Below are 20,081 nucleotides of genomic sequence, written 5' to 3'. Positions count from 1 at the left end.
AAATTAGTTTTAAATTAGCACTTACAGCCAATATCTTGCTGATCCCACTGATTATTCAGCAACAATTCAAGCGAATGTTTCTGAATGCCATACATCTGTTTTAAAGCTTGAATCTGAGCCAATACCGCCTGATCGGGTTGTTGATAATCTTTACGTTTGGTCGCCAAAATCATTTTGTTTTTACTGGTATGTTCGAGTGCTACAAACTCAAATACTTTGGTTTCATAGCCATAAGCTTTAAGTAATAAAGCACGAATGGTATCGGTCAGCATTTCCGCCTGTTGACCTAAATGAATGCCAAATTGCAACATCGGCTTCAGCACTTCCGGACTTTTGAGCTGTGGACGCAATTCTTTATGACAACACGGCGCGCACATAATCATTTGTGCATTTAAACGAATACCTGTGTGAATGGCAAAGTCAGTCGCCACATCACAGGCATGCAAAGCGATCATCACATCCAGGTGTTCAGGTTGATAAGTGCGTACATCACCCTGAAAAAAGTCCAATTGCTTAAAATTAGATGCTGTCGCTACATTTTGGCAAAACTCTACCATTTTCGGATTCAGCTCAACACCAGTAACAAATGGCGTTTGACCCTGTTTTTCCAGATAATCGTATAAGGCAAAAGTGAGATAACCTTTACCTGAACCAAAATCGACCACACGCAAAGCATGATCTTGCTGTGTAATTTGATCTAAAGCACCCGAGAAAATTTCTACAAATTTATTAATCTGTTTCCATTTACGTGCCATGCTTGGAATAATTTGCGCTTTCGCGTCAGTAATGCCTAAGGGCTGTAAAAAATAACTGTCTTGATCGACATAGCGATGTTTGGTGCGGTCATGCCCTTGTTGAGTTTCTATATTTTGAACCTTTGATGCAGATTTTTTTTTACTCACCGTCAGCATGGCTTTTTTCTTGTTCTTTTTAAGTTGCAGCTCTTCTTCAGCCGTAAACAGATTGGCTTGTTTACAGTGTGCCAATAAATCTTGAACGAGCTGGCTGGCTTCCGCCAAAGGATAGTTTTTGGTGACATCTTGAGTCTTATAACGATACAAACAACTCAAAACCGACTGTCCTTGCAGTGAAATGACTCGCAAGGTCATTTTCTCCAGGTTTTCAAGTTCGCCTTTATACTGGCTAAGAATCATTCGATCAAAACTTTGTGTTTCAATGGCTTGCTGAAAAGCATCTAAGAATTGTTGTTCCTGAATAAAAGGAGAAGCCAATTGAGACATACAGATCACTCGAGTAAATTAAGTTATCAGTGTAAAACTTCTTACTTTAAAGGTAAAACTTCATTACTATACAAGTGTATTTTTAATTATAGAAAATAAGCGATGAATACATCTAACTTGCAGACCTATGATCCACAAGAAGAAAAAATAAATGCGATTAGTCATGCACTTGGCGCAGTTTTAGCAGCCATTGCCAGTATTTTCATGCTGATTAAAGGCAGTTATTTACCGCTAGGGCAGTTTATTGGCTTATGTGTCTATGCCCTGAGCCTGATTTTACTTTTTGCCGCTTCAAGCTTATATCACTATGCCGAATCACCACAGCGTCGCGGCTGGTACAAAAAACTGGATCACACTGCCATTTATTATCTGATTGCTGGAACCTATACGCCCTTCTTGTCTATCGCGCTTCCAACGGCAAAAGCACAATACCTGTTAATTGCGCTTTGGGTGATTGCTGGAATTGGTACACTATTCAAGTTAGTTTTCATTCATCGTTTCCAGAAAATTTCACTCATCGCCTATCTGGCTATGGGCTGGCTTGCATTACTGGTAATGGATGATATGCAACGCTTTTTAAGCGATCAAGCATTGACCTATCTTATCATTGGCGGACTGGCTTATACCATTGGTGCGTTGTTTTATGCATTAAAAAGAGTAAGATATACGCATGCTATCTGGCATGTATTTGTATTGATTGGCGCTGGATCACATTTCTTGGCGATCTGTCTTTACGTGATATAACCTTCTATTTCTACATTTTTTAGCAACCCTAAATCCGTAGACATGAGTCGGTATTTCGTATTTTTTTAAGAAATTACGCCTTTTTTAAAAAGATTACGCTTTTAAAACTAAGTTTTTTTATTTTTAGTAAGTGTAAGGTTTCTCATGGCGTCTTCAGATTCTATTGCTGCTAGTACAGAAGTAGCTACAAATTCAAAATTCCGCGTACTGACTGCGAGTCTTGTTGGTACCACAATCGAATTCTTCGATTTTTATATTTATGCCACTGCGGCAGTCATTATTTTTCCGTACTTGTTCTTCCCGGCCAGTACCGATCCAATGACAGCAACCATTCAATCGCTGGCAACTTTTGCGATTGCCTTTATTGCCCGCCCGATTGGCGCGGCACTGTTTGGGCATCTGGGTGACCGAATTGGTCGAAAAGCCACATTGGTTGCGGCCCTACTCACCATGGGTCTTTCAACCGTATGTATCGGTTTATTACCTACATATACTCAGATCGGTATTGCAGCACCCTTATTGCTTGCGCTTTGCCGTTTAGGTCAAGGTTTAGGTTTAGGTGGTGAATGGTCTGGTGCGGTTCTGCTCGCAACGGAAAATGCTCCAGAAGGCAAACGTGCCTGGTACGGTATGTTCCCGCAACTGGGTGCACCAATTGGCTTTATCCTGGCTACAGGTTCGTTCCTGACCCTCGGTGCATTCATGTCTGAAGCAGACTTTATGCAATGGGGCTGGCGCATTCCGTTTATTTCAAGTGCTTTACTGGTAATTATGGGTTTATGGATTCGTTTAAAACTCCATGAAACACCAGCGTTCCAAAAAGTATTGGACAAGCAAAAAGAAGTTAATATTCCATTTAAAGAAGTGACCACTAAACATTGGCGTATGCTGATTTTAGGCACGATTGCGGCAATCTGTACTTTCGTGGTGTTCTACCTGACTACAGTGTTTGCATTGCAATGGGGTACCAAACAGCTCGGCTATAGCCGTGAACAATTCTTACAATTACAGCTGGTTGCGACCTTGTGTTTTGCTGCCTTTATTCCACTTTCTGCCGTGTTTGCGGAGAAGTTTGGTCGTAAAACCACCTCTATTGCGGTGTGTATTGTATCTGCCATTTTCGGTCTTTTCTTTGCCGATATGCTGGAATCTGGAAGCACGCTCGTGGTGTTTTTATTCCTGTGTATTGGTTTAGCGATCATGGGTTTAACCTATGGTCCAATCGGTACGGTACTTTCTGAAATCTTCCCGACTTCAGTTCGTTATACCGGTTCAGCATTAACCTTTAACCTTGCAGGTATTTTTGGCGCCTCTTTTGCACCATTAATTGCAACCAAGCTTGCGACCACTTATGGTTTATATGCTGTAGGTTATTATTTAACTGCGGCATCTATCTTGTCACTTTGTGCATTCTTGCTCATTCGTGAAACCAAAAATGATGATGTAAACAATCAGGTTTAATTTCATCAAATAATAAAAAAACCAGCGTCATAACGCTGGTTTTTTTATATTGTTTTTTCAAATCTGTTCATCACTTAACATTTCTTGATAGAGCTCTTCAAATACCTGTCGATCGCCACCGGCATTGTAATAACTCGGAACAATGTAAGTCACCAGTTGACGGTATCTTTCTGTTCCATATAAATGATCCAGAAAAGCTTCCACATTATTTTCATCAATACCAAATGCCGTGACCAGTTGCTGAAACTTTTGATAAAACCTGCCGGCAAATGCGGGTGTATTGACTACATCACTTTCGGCTTGCTGAAAAGCCTGTTCTAAAGCAACCAAACCCGCTTCAAGCTGTGCCGATTGAATATCTGTTAAAGCAAAAAACTGCCCCACCTCGTCTGCAAAAGACATACTCTTCTCCTGTTTTGTTCTCATTGTTATAAATCAATCTTGCTTTAGAGTATGTCAAAAATTGTTCTTCAAGCTTTAAACCAGCTCAATGATATCAATCGTTGGGGGTACCCGAAAACGAAACGGTACACCGACCATTCCTGTTCCAACCGTGACAAATACATCGGCATGTTCATGCTGATATAAACCTTTTTTATGTCCCAGTATAGACACTTTTTTCATGATGTAATTGGTCAGCCAAGGCAATTCAACCTGCCCGCCATGCGTATGTCCAGACAGCATTAAAGGACGTGTTGGCAATTGTGGTACCATATCCACGGTGTCAGGATTATGCGACAAAATCACCCATGGTTTATCTTGAGGCAAGTCAGGCATATAACGCATATCAGTTTTTCCTGCCCACAAATCACCGACCCCCAACAAGCGAAATTCGTCAAATTCCACCATCTGCCCTTCAATATCAATCACGTTGTTGACTTTTAACGCATGCCGCAACAGGTTTTGAATCGGTGGTCCCGGGTACTGTTCATCATGATTGCCATTGACTGAATAAACCGGAGCATTGATGTTTTGTAAAATGGCCAGTTCATCTGTCAGTTTGTTTTCAGGTTCATAAGTCCAATCCCCTGCAACAACGACCAGATCCGGATTCTGCTGATTAATTTTATCAACAATAATTTTCAGTTGACGCTCATGGCCGGAAAATAGACCAATATGTAAATCGGCAATCAATGCCAGTTTAACCGGACGCTGTATTTTTTGTTCAGGATTCAACTGATATTGTCGGGTTTTAACCATGATATGCTGCGGTTCAATAAAGCGTGCATAAATCAGTACGCTACTCAGCAGGAAGATGAAAATAGATTCGTGAATGGAGTAATAGCCACTCCAGCCGGCATAAAGGCTAAAGAAAAATAAAGGAAACAGTAAATAAGATAAGTAAAATGCCAGTAAATGCACAAAGGCTTTAAACGGGTGAATGGTTTCCGTACGCGTTTGACTCAACCATGCTTGTGCAACACCCCAAACTCCAAGCACACAAAAAATGCTATAAAAATAAACAACGACCGAGTCTGTATCCCACATAATAATTTCTCTAACGATAACGAAGATATGACATCATTCATCTATTCTGATATTTATCTTTTCACAGCTGGCAATTATACTCAAACCCAATTTTGGTATTGTTTATAACTTATGGCGCAATCTTCCCATCCCACAACTCAACTCGATACTCGTAAATTGCGCCGCTCTTCTACCTATAAAACTGCAGTATTGTTGAGTTGTAGCCTGATTGTAGGGATTCCCGCCTGTACCACCCTGCCCAAGCAAATACCGCAACCGATTGAATATGCGTTTGATACTGAAACCAAACAAACCTCATTGGCGCAAATTATTTTACCGTTAAGAGAACAAAACCCCAATCTTACTGGTTATCATGTTTTATACGATCCGCTGGAAGCTTTAGCAGCACGTATACATCTTATTGATAAAGCAGAAAAAACTCTAGACTTACAATATTACATCTGGGACAACGATAAAATTGGCTCACTGGCTCTGCATTCCATCATTAAAGCAGCAGACCGTGGGGTAAAAGTCCGTTTGTTGATGGATGACAACAATGCCAAAAAGATGGAAGGCATTTATCTGGCACTTGATCAGCATAAAAATATTGATGTCAGACTGTATAATCCTTACCGTTTTAGACATTACCGTGCCATGGACATGGTGCTGGATTTAAAACGTATCAACCGTCGCATGCATAACAAAAGCTTTATTGCAGACAACCAGATTGCTTTAATTGGTGGTCGCAATATGAGTAATCAATATTATAACGTCAGCGACAATTATCAATTTTCTGATGTCGATGTGATGCTGGTCGGCTCTGCATCCGATGAAATTGTTCATTCTTTTGATGAATACTGGAATGATGATTATGCATTTCCAGTCAAACAGATTGTCAATCCTCGGCATTATGCATTGCGTTTTGAGAGTCTAAAACAGCAACTCGAGCAACATTCACAAAAAATTACCGTTCAGAACTATCTTGATTTAGCCACACGCTCACATGCCTTTGAAAAATGGCTGAATAGCAGCATCCAATTTGATTGGGTCAAAGCGGAAATCGTGAGTGATTCACCGAGTAAAATCAAGTCTAAAGCGAAAAAAGAGCAACACCTGAATTTTCAACTGCTGAATCGTTTAGAAAAACCGGAACAAAGCGTCGATATTATTTCAGCTTATTTCGTTCCTGAAAAAAAAGGCGAAAAGATGCTGAGTGAGCTGGCTCAAAATAATATTCAGGTGCGTGTACTCACCAACTCTTTTAAAGCCAATGATGTATTTTTAGTGCATGCTTTTTATGGCAAATATCGAAAGAATTTATTAAAGGACAATGTCGAGTTATATGAGTTTCTATCGGTTCCTGAAACTGAAAACTTAAATGCCAATACCCAGGAAATCGCTGAAAAAGCCAAAGTCAGCTTAAAAGGTTTAAGCCGTTCCAGCCTGCATGCCAAACTGATGGCGATTGATCAAAAACAGGTCTTTATTGGTTCTTTCAATTTTGATCCACGTTCTGCCTATTTGAACACGGAAATTGGCGTCTTGCTGGATAGCCCGAATTTAGCCAGAGCTGTGCACCAGACCATGGATCAGAACTTATCTAAATATGCCTATAAACTGGTTTTAGATGCCAACAATAAAATCAACTGGAAAATTAAACGTCAGGATGGCAGCACCAAAACCTATCTCAAAGAACCGAAAATGAAATGGTGGCAAAAGGCAGGAGTTAAAGTCATTTCATGGTTGCCAGTCGAAGGCTTTATGTAAGCCTTCGCTTGGTCAGGGATTCATTTTTATTGCCCGTTCACGTTGGACTTTTAAGCGCTATTTGATGTAACTGTGCTAAGCCTTCAATCATTTTGGTGTGAACGTCCTGAGTCAATGTTTCGACGGTATGCCCTTCAGGCGATATGGCCGGTAATGCCATTAAATGCGCTTTCACTTTAGGCATTTCCAAGACCTTTTTAACATGATCTGCAAAGCTTATATCATTAATAAACGGCGCCACCAGATCCAGTTGTCCATCCTGATTAACATAACAAATCAGACATATTTGTACAGGACGGTTGGCTTCTATGGCTGCAGCCAGAATACGTCCATAGATTTTTTTTATTCTTAAACCATCTGAAGTGGTCGCTTCAGGAAAAAATAACACCGGAATATCTTGTTTTAAAAATTCGGTAATTTGCTGTTTAATTTTAACCGAATCGCCAGAACCGCGTTGAATAAACAGTGTTCCACCACCCTTTGCCAGTTTACCGAGTAAAGGCCATTTTTCAATTTCCGCTTTGGCCAAAAAAAACACCCGAGCACCAGAACCCAAAACGGCGACATCCAGCCAGGAAATGTGATTACTTACCCACAGCGCCGGCTCACGTGGAATCACGCCATGTACATGAATTTCAAGATTAAAAACTTCGCATAATTGACGGCAAAAATGCTGCACATAACGCGTATTAGACGGATTATTCGGGTCTTTATATAAACGGTGCCGAAAAACCAGATAAAATCCTTGTGTAATCGCAGCTACAACCGCCAATAACTTTTTACTATATAAGAAAAACTTAGACATACTATTTAACGATGAACTTTCAGTTACAGAGGATTGAGTCATAGATTGATCACTAATTACCGGACACAGCGTTTAATCATTTATTTTCAGCCATTCTATACTGTTCATTTTGATCTTGCATTGATCATAAAAACCGAATCCTGCTTTTTTTTAATTAAATAATTAAACCCAATCAACCCACTACTTTGATCTAAAACATAAATGATACGAATCGCTCTATATCAGTTAGCAAACGGATCACTCATTAAAATAATAAACTTTATCAATAGCTTAAAATTGATCTAAGGATGATAACTTTTACATTTAGGCAAAATGTCTTTATTTATTCAGGGTTTTATTGCCTTAGTTTGGCAAGTCCGATCTATTTTTCACTATCGGTGCTTATTTTCTACTAAAATGAAGTTTTAACGTAGTTGAGATAGCATTTAGTGGAATATTTTGAGCGACATCAAGGTGGCGAACGCGCCCTATTAGTAAGTGTCTCTGTACAACTTTTAGATGACCTTGATGCAGAAGAATTTCGCTTATTAGCCCAGTCAGCGGGTGCTGAAATTGTAGAACATATGACCGCTCAACGGATCAAACCGGATCCAAAACTATTTATTGGTTCTGGAAAAGCAGAAGAAATCGCGGAGCGAGTTAAAGAATTAGAAATAGATTTGGTCATTTTTGATCATGCCTTAAGTCCTTCCCAAGAACGCAATTTAGAACGAATCATTCAATGCCGCGTGATTGATCGTACCCGGCTCATTCTGGACATTTTTGCTCAACGTGCTCGTACTCATGAAGGTAAACTTCAAGTTGAATTGGCGCAATTGGATTATCTGTCTTCACGACTGGTCGGACGCGGCATCAGTTTAGATAGTCAAAAAGGCGGGATTGGTTTACGCGGACCGGGTGAAACCCAATTGGAAACGGATCGTCGTTTACTTCGTTTACGTATTGGACAACTCAAAGACAAACTGGAAAAAGTTCGTCAAACCCGCATACAAGGTCGTTCTGCACGCCAGAAAGCTGCAATTCCAACAGTATCTCTTGTCGGTTATACCAATGCGGGGAAATCAACCTTATTTAACCTATTGGCGCGCTCTGACGTTTATGCGGCAGACCAGCTGTTTGCAACACTTGATCCAACCTTACGCCGTTTAAATTGGGATGGGATTGGGGCTTTGGTTCTGGCCGATACCGTAGGTTTTGTCCGTAACCTCGCCCATGCCTTGGTAGAATCCTTTAAAGCCACGCTTGAGGAAACGGCTGAGGCGACCTTGCTGCTGCATGTCATCGATTCCAGCAGCCCAGATATGCTGGAACAAATTGAAGCAGTAGAATCGGTTTTAAAAGAAATCGGTGTCGATGTTCCGGTACTTCGCGTTTATAACAAAATTGATCTTAGCGGTGAAGATGCCAAAATTGTGTATGCAAAACCGCATTTTCCTGATCGGGTCTATGTCTCTGCGCATGCCAATCAAGGCTTAGACTTGTTGCGCCAAGCAGTTCAAGAATGCTTGATGGGACAATTGCAAAGTTTCGAGCTGGTGCTAAAACCTGAATATGGAAAATTGCGTACTCAATTGTATGCGCTCAATGTCATTCAAACCGAAAATCATGATGAAGAAGGCAACCTGCATTTACACGTGATTATTGCGCCACAAAAGCTGGAACAATTGATTAAACAAGCACATTTGCCGATTGATGAAATTCTGGGAAAAAAAGCCATACAATTTAAAAGGCCATTAGAGGAATTTGAAATCAAAAGATAAATCGGTTAAAACGTGATAAGTATAATTTTAAAGTTTGGTAAAAATGGACTGGATAAAAACAATCGACTGGCCAGCATGGATTGGTACACTGGCATTAATCATCTGCTTTCGTGAGGGAGCAGTATGGTTAATGACACAATTCAATCATCCTGAACTGGGTAATTTGGTGGGCTTGATTAGCTTATTGATGACTCTGCTTATCTGGAGAAATGTCCACAAATTACCTGCGCGTTTAGTCGACACCAACAATAAAATCATGAAAGAAAGTGCCTTCGCTTTTTTACCGATTAGTGCCGGTTCTCTGATTATGTTGGTGCACATGGGAAAGGAAATTCCTGTTTTTCTTGTAGTGATGTGTATCAGTACTCTGATTCCATTATGGGTCTACGCAAAAATGGCCAAGCGCTGGTTATAGGGGAAATATGATGTTAGCAGTACTCTACGGTTTTATATTAACCCTGTTCGCCTATCTGATTGCCAAACCTTTAAATAAAAAGCTTCCACAAGTTCCGGTCATTGTTATCGGCATGTTTTTCATTATCGGATTGCTGTTTGTGTTTGGGATCCCTTACGAATCTTATATGACACAGGTCAATCCGCTATTTAATCATTTACTCGGCTATGTCACCGTTGCCTTGGCTATTCCGCTTGCAGCCATGCGTTATGACGACTTACCACTCAAGGCCATTGTCGGTATTTTGGTCTTTGCCAGTATTAGTGCTGTAGCTTTACCGATGGGACTTGCCTATTTACTGCATATGTCTGATGCAAGCATTATGGCATTTGCAACTCGAGCGGTAACAACTCCAATTGCCATTAATATCGCCACACTTTTACATGCACCACTCACCTTGGTAATTTTAATTGTCATTTTATCCGGTGTGATTGGCGCTGCTTTTTCTCCTTTTATCTTGCGTCATATTCACGATGAAAGAGCCTCTGGTCTGGCCTTGGGCTTGGCTGCACATGCCATTGGGACTGCACAAGCATGGCAACGAGGCAGTGTGGCAGGACGTTATGCGGCTTTTGGCATGGCAGTAAATGCCGTGTTTACAGCTATCTGGTTACCAACCTTTATACTTTATTTGCAGAAAATGTGACTGAGTGATCATTAATAAACATTTATATAGTCAAAATTTGACCTTATGATAAAAATTGTTCATAAAGTTATCCTAAGGTTTTTTTGATGAGAAATTTTAAAATTTTAGCAGCCCTACTTCTTTCTACCAGCAGTAGTGCCGTTTTTGCTGAAGACATTGCGGGAACCTGGAAAAATATTGATGATAAAACCGGTTCTTCAAAAGCTATTATTGAAATTCGTCAAGAAACTAATGGCACTTATACCGCAAAAATTATCAAAGTAACGCCTCGTCCAGGTTACACCCCCAAAGAAACCTGTATGAATTGTCCTGCTCCTTATACCAACAAGCCCATTCTAGGCATGGATATTTTGAAAGGTTTAAAACCAGCGGAAGGATCCAATTTTACTCACGGTAAGATTATTGATCCACTTAGCGGTCATATCTACAGTATGAAAGCAAAATTAAGTCCGAATGGTAAACGCTTAACTCTGCGTGGTTATGTTGGGGTTTCAGCATTGGGCCGTAGTCAAACCTGGATTAGAAACGACTAAATATGACAAAAAGTCACACTATGTGGCTTTTTTATTCACTATTATTCAAATAATTCACATTATTTTTCATTTTCATAAAGCAATAGGTTGACTGATCTTTAAACGATGATTATATCTTTATATAGATAAAAAAAATATTTTCCAACTCACAGGAATTGATATGAAGAAGAATATATTATGTGCTGCTTTTGCAAGTGTAGTTTTCAGTGGGAATGTATTGGCAAATGATATTACGGGAACCTGGAAAACGATTGACGATAAAACAGGCTCGTCAAAAGCGATTCTTGAAATGCGCCAAGAAAGTAATGGTACTTATACCGCGAAAATTATCAAAGTAACGCCACGCCCGGGTTATACCCCGAAGGAAACCTGTGTAAATTGTCCAGCACCTTATACTAATAAACCTATTTTAGGCTTGGATATTTTAACCGGGTTGAAAGCTGCCGATAATAACCACTTTGTAAATGCCAAAGTTCTTGACCCCCTCAGCGGTAAAATCTACAGTGGAAAAGCAAAATTGAGTGCCAATGGTAAACGTCTCACTCTACGTGGTTATGTGGGTGTTTCCGCACTTGGTCGCAGCCAAACATGGATTAAAAGTGACTAATTCTGACAAAAAGCCACACTATGTGGCTTTTTTATTCCGAGTGATTTAAATATTTCACATTATTTTAATTTGTTATGACGCAATATATTGACTAATTATAAAACGCTCATAATATGTTCTTATGGATAAAAAAACTACAATCCACAATCGAAGGAATTGATATGAAAAAGAATATTTTGCTTGCTACTTTCGTTGGCTTATTTTTCAGTGGAAATCTATTGGCACAAGATCTGTCGGGGACTTGGCAACAAATTGACGATAAAACAGGCTCACCTAAAGCGCTTATCGAAATTCGTAAAGAAGCCAATAACACCTATGCAGGTAAAATTGTCAAAGTGACTCCTCGTCCAGGTTATACACCTCAAAAGTCATGCAACAATTGTCCAACACCATATACCAATCAACCGATTCTGGGTATGGATGTTCTCACTGGTTTAAAACACGTGCCGGATACAAATAACTATGAAAAAGGGCGTGTCATTGATCCGCTTGCAGGCAAAATTTATGATGCTAAAGTCAAGCTAAGTGCCAATGGTAAACGCTTGACCTTACGTGGCTATGTCGGTATCTCCGCACTAGGACGCAGTCAAACTTGGCTTCGCGCAGAATAGCCAGGATTCGACTTAAATAAAAGCCACAGTGATGTGGCTTTTTTACCTTCATCAATATAATAATTTCATTTTTTGCACACTCTCCAGAATGTTGACTAATCACATAATCAGTCTAATATACCGACTCAATAAAAAGTGTTGCGTTATGGAAAGGTTTTTTATGCAAAAGAATATATTGCTTGCAACTTTGGCGAGTGTGCTTTTTAGTGGCAATGTTTTTGCTGAGGATATTTCTGGAATTTGGCAGCAGATTGATGATAAAACAGGTGCTGCTAAAGCCATTATTAAAATTAATAAAGAAACCAATAATACCTATACAGGTAAAATTGTTAAAGTTACACCCCGTCCTGGCTATACTCCTCGTGCAACATGTAATAAATGTCCCGCTCCATATACCAACGATCCAATTTTAGGCATGGAAATCATTAAGGGCTTAAAACATGTAGAAGGGACCAATAACTACGAAAAAGGTCGTGTCATCGACCCGCTTGCCGGGAAAATTTATGATGCCAAAGTTCGTTTAAATGCCAATGGCAAACGTTTGACTTTACGTGGCTATATGGGTGTATCCGCATTAGGACGTAGTCAAACCTGGATTAGACTGAACTAAATAAATACCCATATAAAAGCCACATGATGTGGCTTTTATACATTCGTCAATAAAATAATTGAATCTTTTGTAGACTCCCCAGAATATTGACTAATCACATAATCAACCTAAGATACCGACTCAATAAAAAATAATGAGTTATGGAAAGGTTTTATATGCAAAAGAATCTGTTACTTGCAACTTTAGCGAGTGTGGTTTTTAGTGGCAATGTTTTTGCTGAGGATATTTCTGGAACTTGGCAACAAATTGATGATAAATCAGGTGCAGCCAAAGCGATCATCAAAATTCATAAAGAAGCCAACAACAATTTTACCGCCAAGATTATTAAAGTGACCCCTCGACCGGGTTATTCTCCGCGAGAAACCTGTAATAACTGCCCAGCACCATATACCAACCAGCCAATTTTGGGTATGGAAATCATTAAGGGCTTAAAACATGTGGAAGGAACCAATAACTATGAAAAAGGTCGGGTGATTGATCCTTTAGCAGGCAAAATCTATGATGCCAAAATTAAAATGAATGCCACAGGTAAGCGCCTAACCTTAAGAGCCTATATGGGCGTTTCAACTTTAGGACGTAGTCAGACCTGGATTAGACTTGACTAAATAAATGACCAATAAAAAAGCCACATGATGTGGCTTTTTTATTTTGTAAATCATCCAAACACTACATCACTGGATTATCAACTTCAAATATTTCTTTATCTTCCAGGCGATAGGCAATCAACTGCTTACCCCAAACACAGCCACCATCGACATTTTGAATCTGTGGATTAATGGTTTTACCCTGTAATGCAGCCCAATGTCCAAAAATCAGTTGATGGGTTTTCGCAGCTTCCGATTCAAATTCAAACCACGGTTTAAAACCTTGTGGCATGGGATCATCGAGTGAATCTTTAAAGCTGAACTCTAGACGACCTTCGCTGTTGGTTAAACGCATACGGGTTAAATAGTTGGTAATACAACGTAAGCGTGCATTACCCTCCAGATCATCTGACCAAAGATCAGGTTCTTTGCCGTACATCTCGGCTAAGAAAGCATCGACCAAAGCAAAATCTTCATGACTGATGATCGCTTCAACTTCTTTAGCCAAGGCAAAAGTTTGTTCTGCCGACCAGATACACGGAATACCGGCATGGGTCAAAATAGTTTGATCATTCGGGAAAAGACACAATGGTTGTTTGCGTAACCAATCAATCAAGTCGTCACTATCAATCGCATCAATCACATCACGGGTATTATCTTTATCTTGTAACGCTTTTAAACCACGCGCACAGGCTAAAAGCGTCAGGTCATGATTACCCAATACCGTCGCTGCGACATCACGATCGACCAGTTTTTTAACAAAACGTAGTGTGCCAATCGAGTTTTCACCACGTGCAACCAAATCACCGGCAAACCAGATAAAATCTTGATCAGGGTCGAACTTAATTTCTTTCAATAAGGCTTTTAAGGCTTCAAAACAGCCTTGAACATCACCAATGACGTAATTGTATCGAATATCCGAGCGTGCCACTTAAGCCACCATTTGATCTGACAAAGCAACAAATTGAGCCATGGTTAAGGTTTCTGGACGTGCCATCGGATCAATACCGGCATTCTCGAAGCCATCTTCCACCAACATACCCTTCAAGCTGTTACGCAAAGTTTTACGACGTTGGGTAAACACATGTGAAACCAGACGTGCCAAAGCTTTTTCATTTTTAGCAATAATCGGTTTTACAGCATAGGGCTCTAAACGGAATACGGCAGATGTCACTTTTGGTGGCGGATTAAAAGATCCTGGCGGTACTTCAAATAAAAACGTCGGTTTACAGTAATACTGAATCATCACAGATAAACGACCATATTCTTTGGTATTTGGAGAAGCGGTAATACGATCCACAACTTCTTTTTGCAACATGAAGTGCATGTCTTTAACTTTGTCACCAAATTCCAAGAGATGGAACAAAAGCGGTGTTGAAATGTTATACGGCAAGTTACCCACTACACGTAACGGACGATCTTCATTAAACAACTCGGTAAAGTCATATTTCAATGCATCAGCTTCAATAATGGTTAAACGCTCTGGATGCGGTACACGGCCAGGCAAACCTGCAGCCAAATCACGATCCAGCTCAATCACGGTTAAGGCATCGCATTCACCAATTAAAGGTGAAGTTAATGCAGCCAGACCCGGACCAATTTCAACAATATTTTCACCTGCACGCGGATTTACAGATCGCACAATTTTGGCAATCACCCGTTGATCATGTAAGAAGTTCTGACCAAATCTTTTTCGAGCCTGATGCCCTTCCTGTTTTGGGTTTAGGGCATTAATCTGATACATAAAAACAGTTCCAACGTGAAATTAGTGACGGGCGAGATCAAGGGCTAAATCGACAGCAACGTGCAAACTTGAACTTTTGGCCAGTCCGGTGCCTGCAAGGGAGAGTGCTGTGCCATGATCTACAGAAGTACGAATAAACGGCAAGCCTAAAGTAATATTAATGGCTTCACCAAATCCTTGAGATTTTAACACAGGTAAGCCTTGATCGTGATACATCGCTAAAACGGCATCTGCATCTTTTAAATTTTCAGGGGTGAATAAGGTATCAGCGGGAAGACTCAAACTCATATTAATGCCTTGTGCTCGATAACTTTCAAGCACCGGATTAATCACTTCGATTTCTTCCATGCCTAAATAACCACCCTCACCTGCATGCGGATTTAAGCCACAAACTAAAATATGCGGCTGCTCAATCTTAAACTTGGTTTTTAAGTCATGAATCAAAATATCAATCACTTGATGCAAACGCTGTTTGGTAATGGCATCGGGAACATCACGTAAAGGCAGATGCGTAGTTGCAAGTGCCACACGCAAAGTTTTAGTCGCAAGCATCATCACTACACGTTCAACACCTGCAAATTCTTGGTAATACTCAGTATGACCACTAAAGTGAATACCCGCTTCATTGATAATTGATTTTTGTACGGGAGCCGTTGCGACACCGACACTTTTGCCTGACATCGCATAATCAGCAGAACGACGTAATTGCTCTAATACATAGGCAGAATTTTCAGCATCCAACTCACCCAATACCACATCGGTGTTTAATGGAACATGTTCAACATATAACTGACCTTGTGCTGAAGATTCTGATTGTCCTTTATATGCAATAAGTTCAACTGTTTGATTGAGAATTTCAGCACGTTTTTTTAATAAATTGATATCAGCTAAAACCACAATTGGACGTTCATCAATACGCATCGCCAGACTTAAACAAATGTCTGGACCAATACCTGCAGGTTCACCACTGGTGACATATAAGGGAAGCATATTCCATCTCTTTTACGCTGTGATCTAATCTCACCATTATATACGCCTTTGCTCCCTTACATATTTTGATCCGCAATCATTTTCAACCTGAAACTCCTTTGATGCGATGAACTTTTCATGACCTGACGAAGTTTAATTTCCCTTTGTCGAAAAATCAGAAAATTATCTATGGTTATTCTTTGCACGACGATATTTTTACTATAGAATATAGCGCTTGAAATTTGCTTTTTCATTTGTGATTCTTCACGTATTCGTTTAGAATCGCGTCTCCTTTTGTTTGGACAGATTCCATAGTCCAAACCAACTATAATAGGTAGTGGTTTAATGAAAACTCTCAGCGCTAAGCCAGCTGAAGTTCAACACGACTGGTACGTTGTTGATGCTTCTGGCAAAACTTTAGGTCGTCTTGCGACTGAAATCGCTCGTCGTTTACGCGGTAAGCATAAAACTTCTTATACTCCTCACGTTGACACTGGCGATTATATCGTTGTAATCAATGCTGAAGAAATTACTGTGACTGGTAAAAAAGCTCACGATAAGAAATACTATCGCCATACTGGTTTCCCTGGTGGTATCCGTGAGACTAACTTCGAGAAGTTAATTGCTCACAAACCTGAAGCAGTTTTAGAAAAAGCTGTTAAAGGTATGTTACCAAAAGGTCCTCTTGGTTATGCAATGATCAAAAAAATGAAAGTGTACGCTGGTACTGAGCATCCACATACAGCTCAACAGCCACAAGTTTTGGACATCTAAGGGATACAGCACATGGCTACTAACTATGGTACAGGTCGCCGTAAGACCGCAACTGCACGTGTTTTCTTATCAGCTGGTACAGGTAAACTCGTAATCAACAATCGTACTCTTGAGCAATATTTCGGTCGTGAAACTGCTCGTATGATCGTTCGTCAACCTTTAGAACTTTTAGAAGTTACTGAAAAATTTGACCTTTACATCACTGTTGCTGGTGGTGGTATTGGTGGTCAAGCTGGCGCTATCCGTCACGGTATTACTCGTGCATTGATCGCTGCTGACGAAAACTTAAAACCTGCTCTTCGTCAAGCTGGTTTCGTTACTCGTGATGCTCGTGAAGTTGAACGTAAGAAACTTGGTTTACGTAAAGCTCGTAAACGTCCTCAATTCTCTAAACGTTAATTCGTTTACCGAATCGGACATAAAAAAGCCTTGGTTTATCCAAGGCTTTTTTATGTCCTGCAAATTCATAGGCAACATTTATTTTCCTATTGTTCATGCACATCTTTACCCCACACTCCTTCATGACACCAAAAGGACTTGCTGAGATAGTAGTTAGCAACACCAATTAAAATAAACAGCATCATTAAACCCAGTTTAATTATCATATTCTATTGCTCCAATCATTTTTGCTTATAATCTACATTTCTTGTGGTTGATTCATCTTTTATGCTTCGTGCTTTTTAGGTTGAATTTTAGTATCCTATTCTATTCATTTTTGCTTTGTTTGGGATTATGTCCGTCGAAACCGCACCTGTTCAAGGAATTACACTCTATAGCCATGCAGATGACTTTCGTTCACATTGGATTCGCTATGTCCTGGCCGAGAAGCAAATTAAATATCATCTTATTATTGTGGATGAAGACGACGAAGATCTCGCCAGCTTAAATCCATACAACCAAGTACCCATGCTGATTGAAAATGAACTTAAACTGTTCAATACCAGTATTATTTCCGAATATGTAGATGATCGTTATCGTCAAAATAAATTGTATGCTGACGCCCCCATGCCGCGCTCGGAACAACGTCAATATATTTGGCGATTTGAACAAGATTGGCTAAAACTTGCAGATATCATGTTGCGTCACCCAGATAGCTTAAATGAAAAAGATAAAGCAAAAGCCCAAAAACAACTGCGCGACATACTGATCTCACTGACACCATTATTTCAGCATTTCCCCTATTTCATGTCAGAAAATTTTACAATTTTAGATTGCATGTTAGCGCCAATCTTTTTACGGTTACATTCAATGGGGATTGAACTCCCTAAACAACATTGCCGACCAATTTTATTATATTGCCAACGAATATTTACCCGTCCTGCCTTTACCAAGTCAATGACTATGCAGGAAAAAAATAAATATCGTGAAATTTTAGTGAATCAATAGAGTATCTTTCAATGTCTGATCAGGAATTAAACCTCACTCCTACCCGCCCATATCTTGCGCGTGCAATTTATGAATGGATTTGTGACAACAACCTTACCCCACATTTACTTGTTGATGCCACACAATCAAATACGATGGTGCCAGAACAATTTATTCAAGATGGACAAATTGTTTTAAATATAGCCCCTCATGCGGTACATAAATTAAATATGAGCAATGAGAGCATCACCTTCTCTGCTCGCTTTGGTGGAGTATCACGTGATATATATGTACCCTTAAATGCCGTGGTGGGCATTTATGCACGCGAAAATGGTCAAGGTTTATTCTTTGATCCAAATGAATATGAAGATATTCAAATCCCTGAAGATACTTTAAAATCAACAACACTTTCAGAAGAAACTGAACAACCTAAGAAAAAACCGAGCCTACGGTTATTAGACTAAAATAAGATGGAGTAAATTGATGGCTTTTGATTTAGTACAATATTTTGCTGAGCAGATTAACAATCAAAAGCCTCAGCTTCTCGAGCAACACTCTAGAGAAGATAGAAAAGAGCATTTGTTAGAAATAAATGCGCTTGTATTGGGTAAGTTGATTACACTTTGGCGTTCTAATGACAAAAAAGTTTATCAAGAAATTTCCTCACCCGAAGAACTCTTTATTCAAGAGGTTGCACGTCATCTCACCACTTCGTCAAAAAATCAATCTACATTAGCTAAAAATGAATTAGAGCCAGCAGTTACAGAGATATTAAGATTACAATTGACAGAGCTTAAACAGCTCAATGACATTGGTAATCTCGAAGTCCAAGGATTACGGGAATTACTTTTAGGACAAATTGAACATCTTTCAGGTCAAGCCCCTGATTGGGTTTGGTCAACAAACGATCTATTAGAGTTAAAAGGCTCTAAACCAATTGTGCAAGAAGAGATATCATTAGACTCAACGATGAAGGAGTTTAATCAAATGGTTAGTCAACAACATACTGATGCCAATGAAGATCAAGACAATTCTGCAGCGGTAGTAAATACTACAGTTCCAGGGTGGTCAAAAATTCTCGAACCTGTAGTTGCTATTATTATTCTCTGGATTTTATATTGTGCTGCAACACAAATGTTTAACTAAAATATTTAAAATTTTAGTTAAACAAGATAAAAATCGCCTAAATGGCGATTTTTTATTTACGAATAGTCCAGCACTTTAGACTTAATAAATAACATAGATAAAAATTAAAAATTTGCCATACCTATTATTTAATGCAGCAATACATATATAAAAGTCTTTCCAATTACCAAAGATTCCTTGCCCTATTTAGCCAATTTTTTTATTTAAGCTTTTATTAATTCTTTTTTGCCTAAGGCATAAAAAGCTGATTTTATTACCATGAACGTAATTTTTAACAAGGTTAAAGACTTTGTTGGCTTTTAATCGCCTTGCATCCTACTTCTTAGTACAAGAAGTTGCTAAGGATAAATATTTTCATTCTTTCAAAATCAAGATTTAATCCAAAAAATTGATCATCACTTTTTTCAAATACTTGATAAAGAAGGCTCCATATAGAGCTTTTTTAATTTCTTCCGCCCATAAAAAAATCCCCCTGCTCTATGAGTCAGGGGGATTTTAGAATTAATGAGCTGGCGATGACTTACTCTCACATGGGTAACCCCACACTACCATCAGCGCAAAGAGGTTTCACTTCTGAGTTCGGGAAGGGATCAGGTGGTTCACTCTTGCTATTGTCGCCAGCACAACTGTTTATGGATACTTGCTCGGGTCTTATTTGTGTGCCGTTGCTTTTTCCAAATCTTTACAGATTGGGCTGTTTGAGTTGCTATTGTCTAACTAACGCTTCACTAAATCAAGTTTTTTGTAGTGATTCAATCGAACCATACAACTGTTTGGGTGTTGTATAGTCAAG

At 39.5% G+C, this 20,081-nt stretch carries 23 protein-coding genes and 1 rRNA gene; 16 read left to right on the top strand and 8 right to left on the bottom strand.

Annotated elements, in window-relative coordinates:
* Positions 1 to 14: 14 nt before the first annotated feature.
* Positions 15 to 1,241 (bottom strand): class I SAM-dependent methyltransferase, encoded by a 1,227-nt coding sequence (locus HLH16_RS07940; RefSeq protein WP_171528903.1) that lies wholly within the window; start codon positions 1,239 to 1,241, stop codon positions 15 to 17.
* A 102-nt stretch (positions 1,242 to 1,343) separates the two neighbouring features.
* On the opposite strand from HLH16_RS07940, the gene trhA reads away from it, so the two are divergent.
* Entirely contained in the window at positions 1,344 to 1,985 is a 642-nt protein-coding gene (trhA, locus tag HLH16_RS07935) for a PAQR family membrane homeostasis protein TrhA (protein ID WP_171528902.1), read from the top strand.
* A 144-nt stretch (positions 1,986 to 2,129) separates the two neighbouring features.
* Positions 2,130 to 3,446, top strand: coding sequence for an MFS transporter (locus HLH16_RS07930; protein WP_171528901.1), 1,317 nt, complete (start codon positions 2,130 to 2,132; stop codon positions 3,444 to 3,446).
* A gap of 57 nt (positions 3,447 to 3,503) precedes the next feature.
* Here the strand turns inward: HLH16_RS07930 and HLH16_RS07925 are convergent, their stop codons facing one another.
* Together HLH16_RS07925 and HLH16_RS07920 are read right to left on the bottom strand one after the other, a co-directional pair.
* Entirely contained in the window at positions 3,504 to 3,848 is a 345-nt protein-coding gene (locus HLH16_RS07925) for a hypothetical protein (RefSeq protein WP_131290164.1), read from the bottom strand.
* 75 nt (positions 3,849 to 3,923) lie between these two features.
* Entirely contained in the window at positions 3,924 to 4,934 is a 1,011-nt protein-coding gene (locus HLH16_RS07920; RefSeq protein WP_171528900.1) for a metallophosphoesterase, read from the bottom strand.
* Between the two features lie 111 nt (positions 4,935 to 5,045).
* Here HLH16_RS07920 and HLH16_RS07915 point away from each other — a divergent pair, with 111 nt between their 5' ends.
* Positions 5,046 to 6,680 (top strand): phospholipase D family protein, encoded by a 1,635-nt coding sequence (locus HLH16_RS07915; RefSeq protein WP_171528899.1) that lies wholly within the window; start codon positions 5,046 to 5,048, stop codon positions 6,678 to 6,680.
* 37 nt (positions 6,681 to 6,717) lie between these two features.
* Here the strand turns inward: HLH16_RS07915 and HLH16_RS07910 are convergent, their stop codons facing one another.
* On the bottom strand, positions 6,718 to 7,527 hold the full coding sequence (locus tag HLH16_RS07910; protein ID WP_171528898.1) for a lysophospholipid acyltransferase family protein: 810 nt from the start codon (positions 7,525 to 7,527) through the stop codon (positions 6,718 to 6,720).
* 386 nt (positions 7,528 to 7,913) lie between these two features.
* On the opposite strand from HLH16_RS07910, the gene hflX reads away from it, so the two are divergent.
* From hflX to HLH16_RS07870, 8 genes are all read left to right on the top strand, one after another.
* Positions 7,914 to 9,245 (top strand): ribosome rescue GTPase HflX, encoded by a 1,332-nt coding sequence (hflX, locus tag HLH16_RS07905; RefSeq protein WP_171528897.1) that lies wholly within the window; start codon positions 7,914 to 7,916, stop codon positions 9,243 to 9,245.
* A gap of 43 nt (positions 9,246 to 9,288) precedes the next feature.
* Positions 9,289 to 9,660, top strand: a complete 372-nt coding sequence (locus tag HLH16_RS07900; RefSeq protein ID WP_171528896.1) for a hypothetical protein — start codon at positions 9,289 to 9,291, stop codon at positions 9,658 to 9,660.
* Positions 9,661 to 9,670: 10 nt separating this feature from the next.
* The gene (locus HLH16_RS07895; protein ID WP_171528895.1) at positions 9,671 to 10,345 is read left to right on the top strand and encodes an LrgB family protein; all 675 of its coding nucleotides are present in this window, start codon (positions 9,671 to 9,673) and stop codon (positions 10,343 to 10,345) included.
* 86 nt (positions 10,346 to 10,431) lie between these two features.
* On the top strand, positions 10,432 to 10,878 hold the full coding sequence (locus tag HLH16_RS07890) for a DUF2147 domain-containing protein (RefSeq protein ID WP_171528894.1): 447 nt from the start codon (positions 10,432 to 10,434) through the stop codon (positions 10,876 to 10,878).
* Positions 10,879 to 11,038: 160 nt separating this feature from the next.
* Positions 11,039 to 11,485 carry a DUF2147 domain-containing protein gene (locus tag HLH16_RS07885; RefSeq protein ID WP_131290185.1) on the top strand — a complete coding sequence of 149 codons (447 nt, stop codon included), beginning with the start codon at positions 11,039 to 11,041 and terminating at the stop codon, positions 11,483 to 11,485.
* A 161-nt stretch (positions 11,486 to 11,646) separates the two neighbouring features.
* The gene (locus HLH16_RS07880) at positions 11,647 to 12,096 is read left to right on the top strand and encodes a DUF2147 domain-containing protein (protein WP_171528893.1); all 450 of its coding nucleotides are present in this window, start codon (positions 11,647 to 11,649) and stop codon (positions 12,094 to 12,096) included.
* 160 nt (positions 12,097 to 12,256) lie between these two features.
* Positions 12,257 to 12,706, top strand: a complete 450-nt coding sequence (locus HLH16_RS07875; protein ID WP_171528892.1) for a DUF2147 domain-containing protein — start codon at positions 12,257 to 12,259, stop codon at positions 12,704 to 12,706.
* Between the two features lie 155 nt (positions 12,707 to 12,861).
* Positions 12,862 to 13,311, top strand: a complete 450-nt coding sequence (locus tag HLH16_RS07870) for a DUF2147 domain-containing protein (protein WP_171528891.1) — start codon at positions 12,862 to 12,864, stop codon at positions 13,309 to 13,311.
* Between the two features lie 61 nt (positions 13,312 to 13,372).
* Here HLH16_RS07870 and HLH16_RS07865 read toward each other — a convergent pair whose 3' ends face one another.
* The 3 genes from HLH16_RS07865 to pdxA are packed head-to-tail and all read right to left on the bottom strand — an operon-like array spanning position 13,373 to position 16,024.
* Complete coding sequence (locus HLH16_RS07865; protein ID WP_171528890.1) at positions 13,373 to 14,221, bottom strand: symmetrical bis(5'-nucleosyl)-tetraphosphatase; 849 nt, start codon at positions 14,219 to 14,221, stop codon at positions 13,373 to 13,375.
* Positions 14,222 to 15,034 carry a 16S rRNA (adenine(1518)-N(6)/adenine(1519)-N(6))-dimethyltransferase RsmA gene (gene rsmA / locus HLH16_RS07860; protein ID WP_171528889.1) on the bottom strand — a complete coding sequence of 271 codons (813 nt, stop codon included), beginning with the start codon at positions 15,032 to 15,034 and terminating at the stop codon, positions 14,222 to 14,224.
* A gap of 21 nt (positions 15,035 to 15,055) precedes the next feature.
* Positions 15,056 to 16,024, bottom strand: coding sequence for a 4-hydroxythreonine-4-phosphate dehydrogenase PdxA (gene pdxA / locus HLH16_RS07855; RefSeq protein ID WP_171528888.1), 969 nt, complete (start codon positions 16,022 to 16,024; stop codon positions 15,056 to 15,058).
* Positions 16,025 to 16,348: 324 nt separating this feature from the next.
* Here pdxA and rplM point away from each other — a divergent pair, with 324 nt between their 5' ends.
* The 5 genes from rplM (at position 16,349) to HLH16_RS07830 (ending at position 19,288) form a co-directional block, all read left to right on the top strand.
* Complete coding sequence (gene rplM / locus HLH16_RS07850) at positions 16,349 to 16,777, top strand: 50S ribosomal protein L13 (protein WP_067724808.1); 429 nt, start codon at positions 16,349 to 16,351, stop codon at positions 16,775 to 16,777.
* 12 nt (positions 16,778 to 16,789) lie between these two features.
* Positions 16,790 to 17,176 (top strand): 30S ribosomal protein S9, encoded by a 387-nt coding sequence (gene rpsI / locus HLH16_RS07845; RefSeq protein ID WP_131290207.1) that lies wholly within the window; start codon positions 16,790 to 16,792, stop codon positions 17,174 to 17,176.
* Positions 17,177 to 17,509: 333 nt separating this feature from the next.
* Positions 17,510 to 18,163, top strand: a complete 654-nt coding sequence (locus HLH16_RS07840; protein WP_067724804.1) for a glutathione S-transferase N-terminal domain-containing protein — start codon at positions 17,510 to 17,512, stop codon at positions 18,161 to 18,163.
* Positions 18,164 to 18,174: 11 nt separating this feature from the next.
* Positions 18,175 to 18,606 carry a ClpXP protease specificity-enhancing factor gene (locus HLH16_RS07835; protein ID WP_171528887.1) on the top strand — a complete coding sequence of 144 codons (432 nt, stop codon included), beginning with the start codon at positions 18,175 to 18,177 and terminating at the stop codon, positions 18,604 to 18,606.
* Positions 18,607 to 18,625: 19 nt separating this feature from the next.
* Complete coding sequence (locus tag HLH16_RS07830; RefSeq protein ID WP_171528886.1) at positions 18,626 to 19,288, top strand: hypothetical protein; 663 nt, start codon at positions 18,626 to 18,628, stop codon at positions 19,286 to 19,288.
* 507 nt (positions 19,289 to 19,795) lie between these two features.
* Here HLH16_RS07830 and rrf read toward each other — a convergent pair.
* A 5S ribosomal RNA gene (gene rrf / locus HLH16_RS07825) occupies positions 19,796 to 19,910 on the bottom strand.
* Between the last annotated feature and the right edge of the window lie 171 nt (positions 19,911 to 20,081).

Source organism: Acinetobacter sp. ANC 5378 (assembly GCF_013004315.1).
Lineage (GTDB): Bacteria > Pseudomonadota > Gammaproteobacteria > Pseudomonadales > Moraxellaceae > Acinetobacter.
Note: the sequence above shows the minus strand (reverse complement) of the source record. Positions and strands in the feature narration are given on the sequence as shown.

Bases quoted from the DNA above. Each gene is read 5' to 3' on its own strand.
- HLH16_RS07940 (WP_171528903.1), bottom strand. From the start codon at position 1,241: ATGTCTCAATTGGCTTCTCCTTTTATTCAGGAACAACAATTCTTAGAT.
- trhA (WP_171528902.1), top strand. From the start codon at position 1,344: ATGAATACATCTAACTTGCAGACCTATGATCCACAAGAAGAAAAAATA.
- HLH16_RS07930 (WP_171528901.1), top strand. From the start codon at position 2,130: ATGGCGTCTTCAGATTCTATTGCTGCTAGTACAGAAGTAGCTACAAAT.
- HLH16_RS07925 (WP_131290164.1), bottom strand. From the start codon at position 3,848: ATGTCTTTTGCAGACGAGGTGGGGCAGTTTTTTGCTTTAACAGATATT.
- HLH16_RS07920 (WP_171528900.1), bottom strand. From the start codon at position 4,934: ATGTGGGATACAGACTCGGTCGTTGTTTATTTTTATAGCATTTTTTGT.
- HLH16_RS07915 (WP_171528899.1), top strand. From the start codon at position 5,046: ATGGCGCAATCTTCCCATCCCACAACTCAACTCGATACTCGTAAATTG.
- HLH16_RS07910 (WP_171528898.1), bottom strand. From the start codon at position 7,527: ATGACTCAATCCTCTGTAACTGAAAGTTCATCGTTAAATAGTATGTCT.
- HLH16_RS07900 (WP_171528896.1), top strand. From the start codon at position 9,289: ATGGACTGGATAAAAACAATCGACTGGCCAGCATGGATTGGTACACTG.
- HLH16_RS07895 (WP_171528895.1), top strand. From the start codon at position 9,671: ATGTTAGCAGTACTCTACGGTTTTATATTAACCCTGTTCGCCTATCTG.
- HLH16_RS07890 (WP_171528894.1), top strand. From the start codon at position 10,432: ATGAGAAATTTTAAAATTTTAGCAGCCCTACTTCTTTCTACCAGCAGT.
- HLH16_RS07885 (WP_131290185.1), top strand. From the start codon at position 11,039: ATGAAGAAGAATATATTATGTGCTGCTTTTGCAAGTGTAGTTTTCAGT.
- HLH16_RS07880 (WP_171528893.1), top strand. From the start codon at position 11,647: ATGAAAAAGAATATTTTGCTTGCTACTTTCGTTGGCTTATTTTTCAGT.
- HLH16_RS07875 (WP_171528892.1), top strand. From the start codon at position 12,257: ATGCAAAAGAATATATTGCTTGCAACTTTGGCGAGTGTGCTTTTTAGT.
- HLH16_RS07870 (WP_171528891.1), top strand. From the start codon at position 12,862: ATGCAAAAGAATCTGTTACTTGCAACTTTAGCGAGTGTGGTTTTTAGT.
- rsmA (WP_171528889.1), bottom strand. From the start codon at position 15,034: ATGTATCAGATTAATGCCCTAAACCCAAAACAGGAAGGGCATCAGGCT.
- pdxA (WP_171528888.1), bottom strand. From the start codon at position 16,024: ATGCTTCCCTTATATGTCACCAGTGGTGAACCTGCAGGTATTGGTCCA.
- rplM (WP_067724808.1), top strand. From the start codon at position 16,349: ATGAAAACTCTCAGCGCTAAGCCAGCTGAAGTTCAACACGACTGGTAC.
- rpsI (WP_131290207.1), top strand. From the start codon at position 16,790: ATGGCTACTAACTATGGTACAGGTCGCCGTAAGACCGCAACTGCACGT.
- HLH16_RS07840 (WP_067724804.1), top strand. From the start codon at position 17,510: ATGTCCGTCGAAACCGCACCTGTTCAAGGAATTACACTCTATAGCCAT.
- HLH16_RS07835 (WP_171528887.1), top strand. From the start codon at position 18,175: ATGTCTGATCAGGAATTAAACCTCACTCCTACCCGCCCATATCTTGCG.
- HLH16_RS07830 (WP_171528886.1), top strand. From the start codon at position 18,626: ATGGCTTTTGATTTAGTACAATATTTTGCTGAGCAGATTAACAATCAA.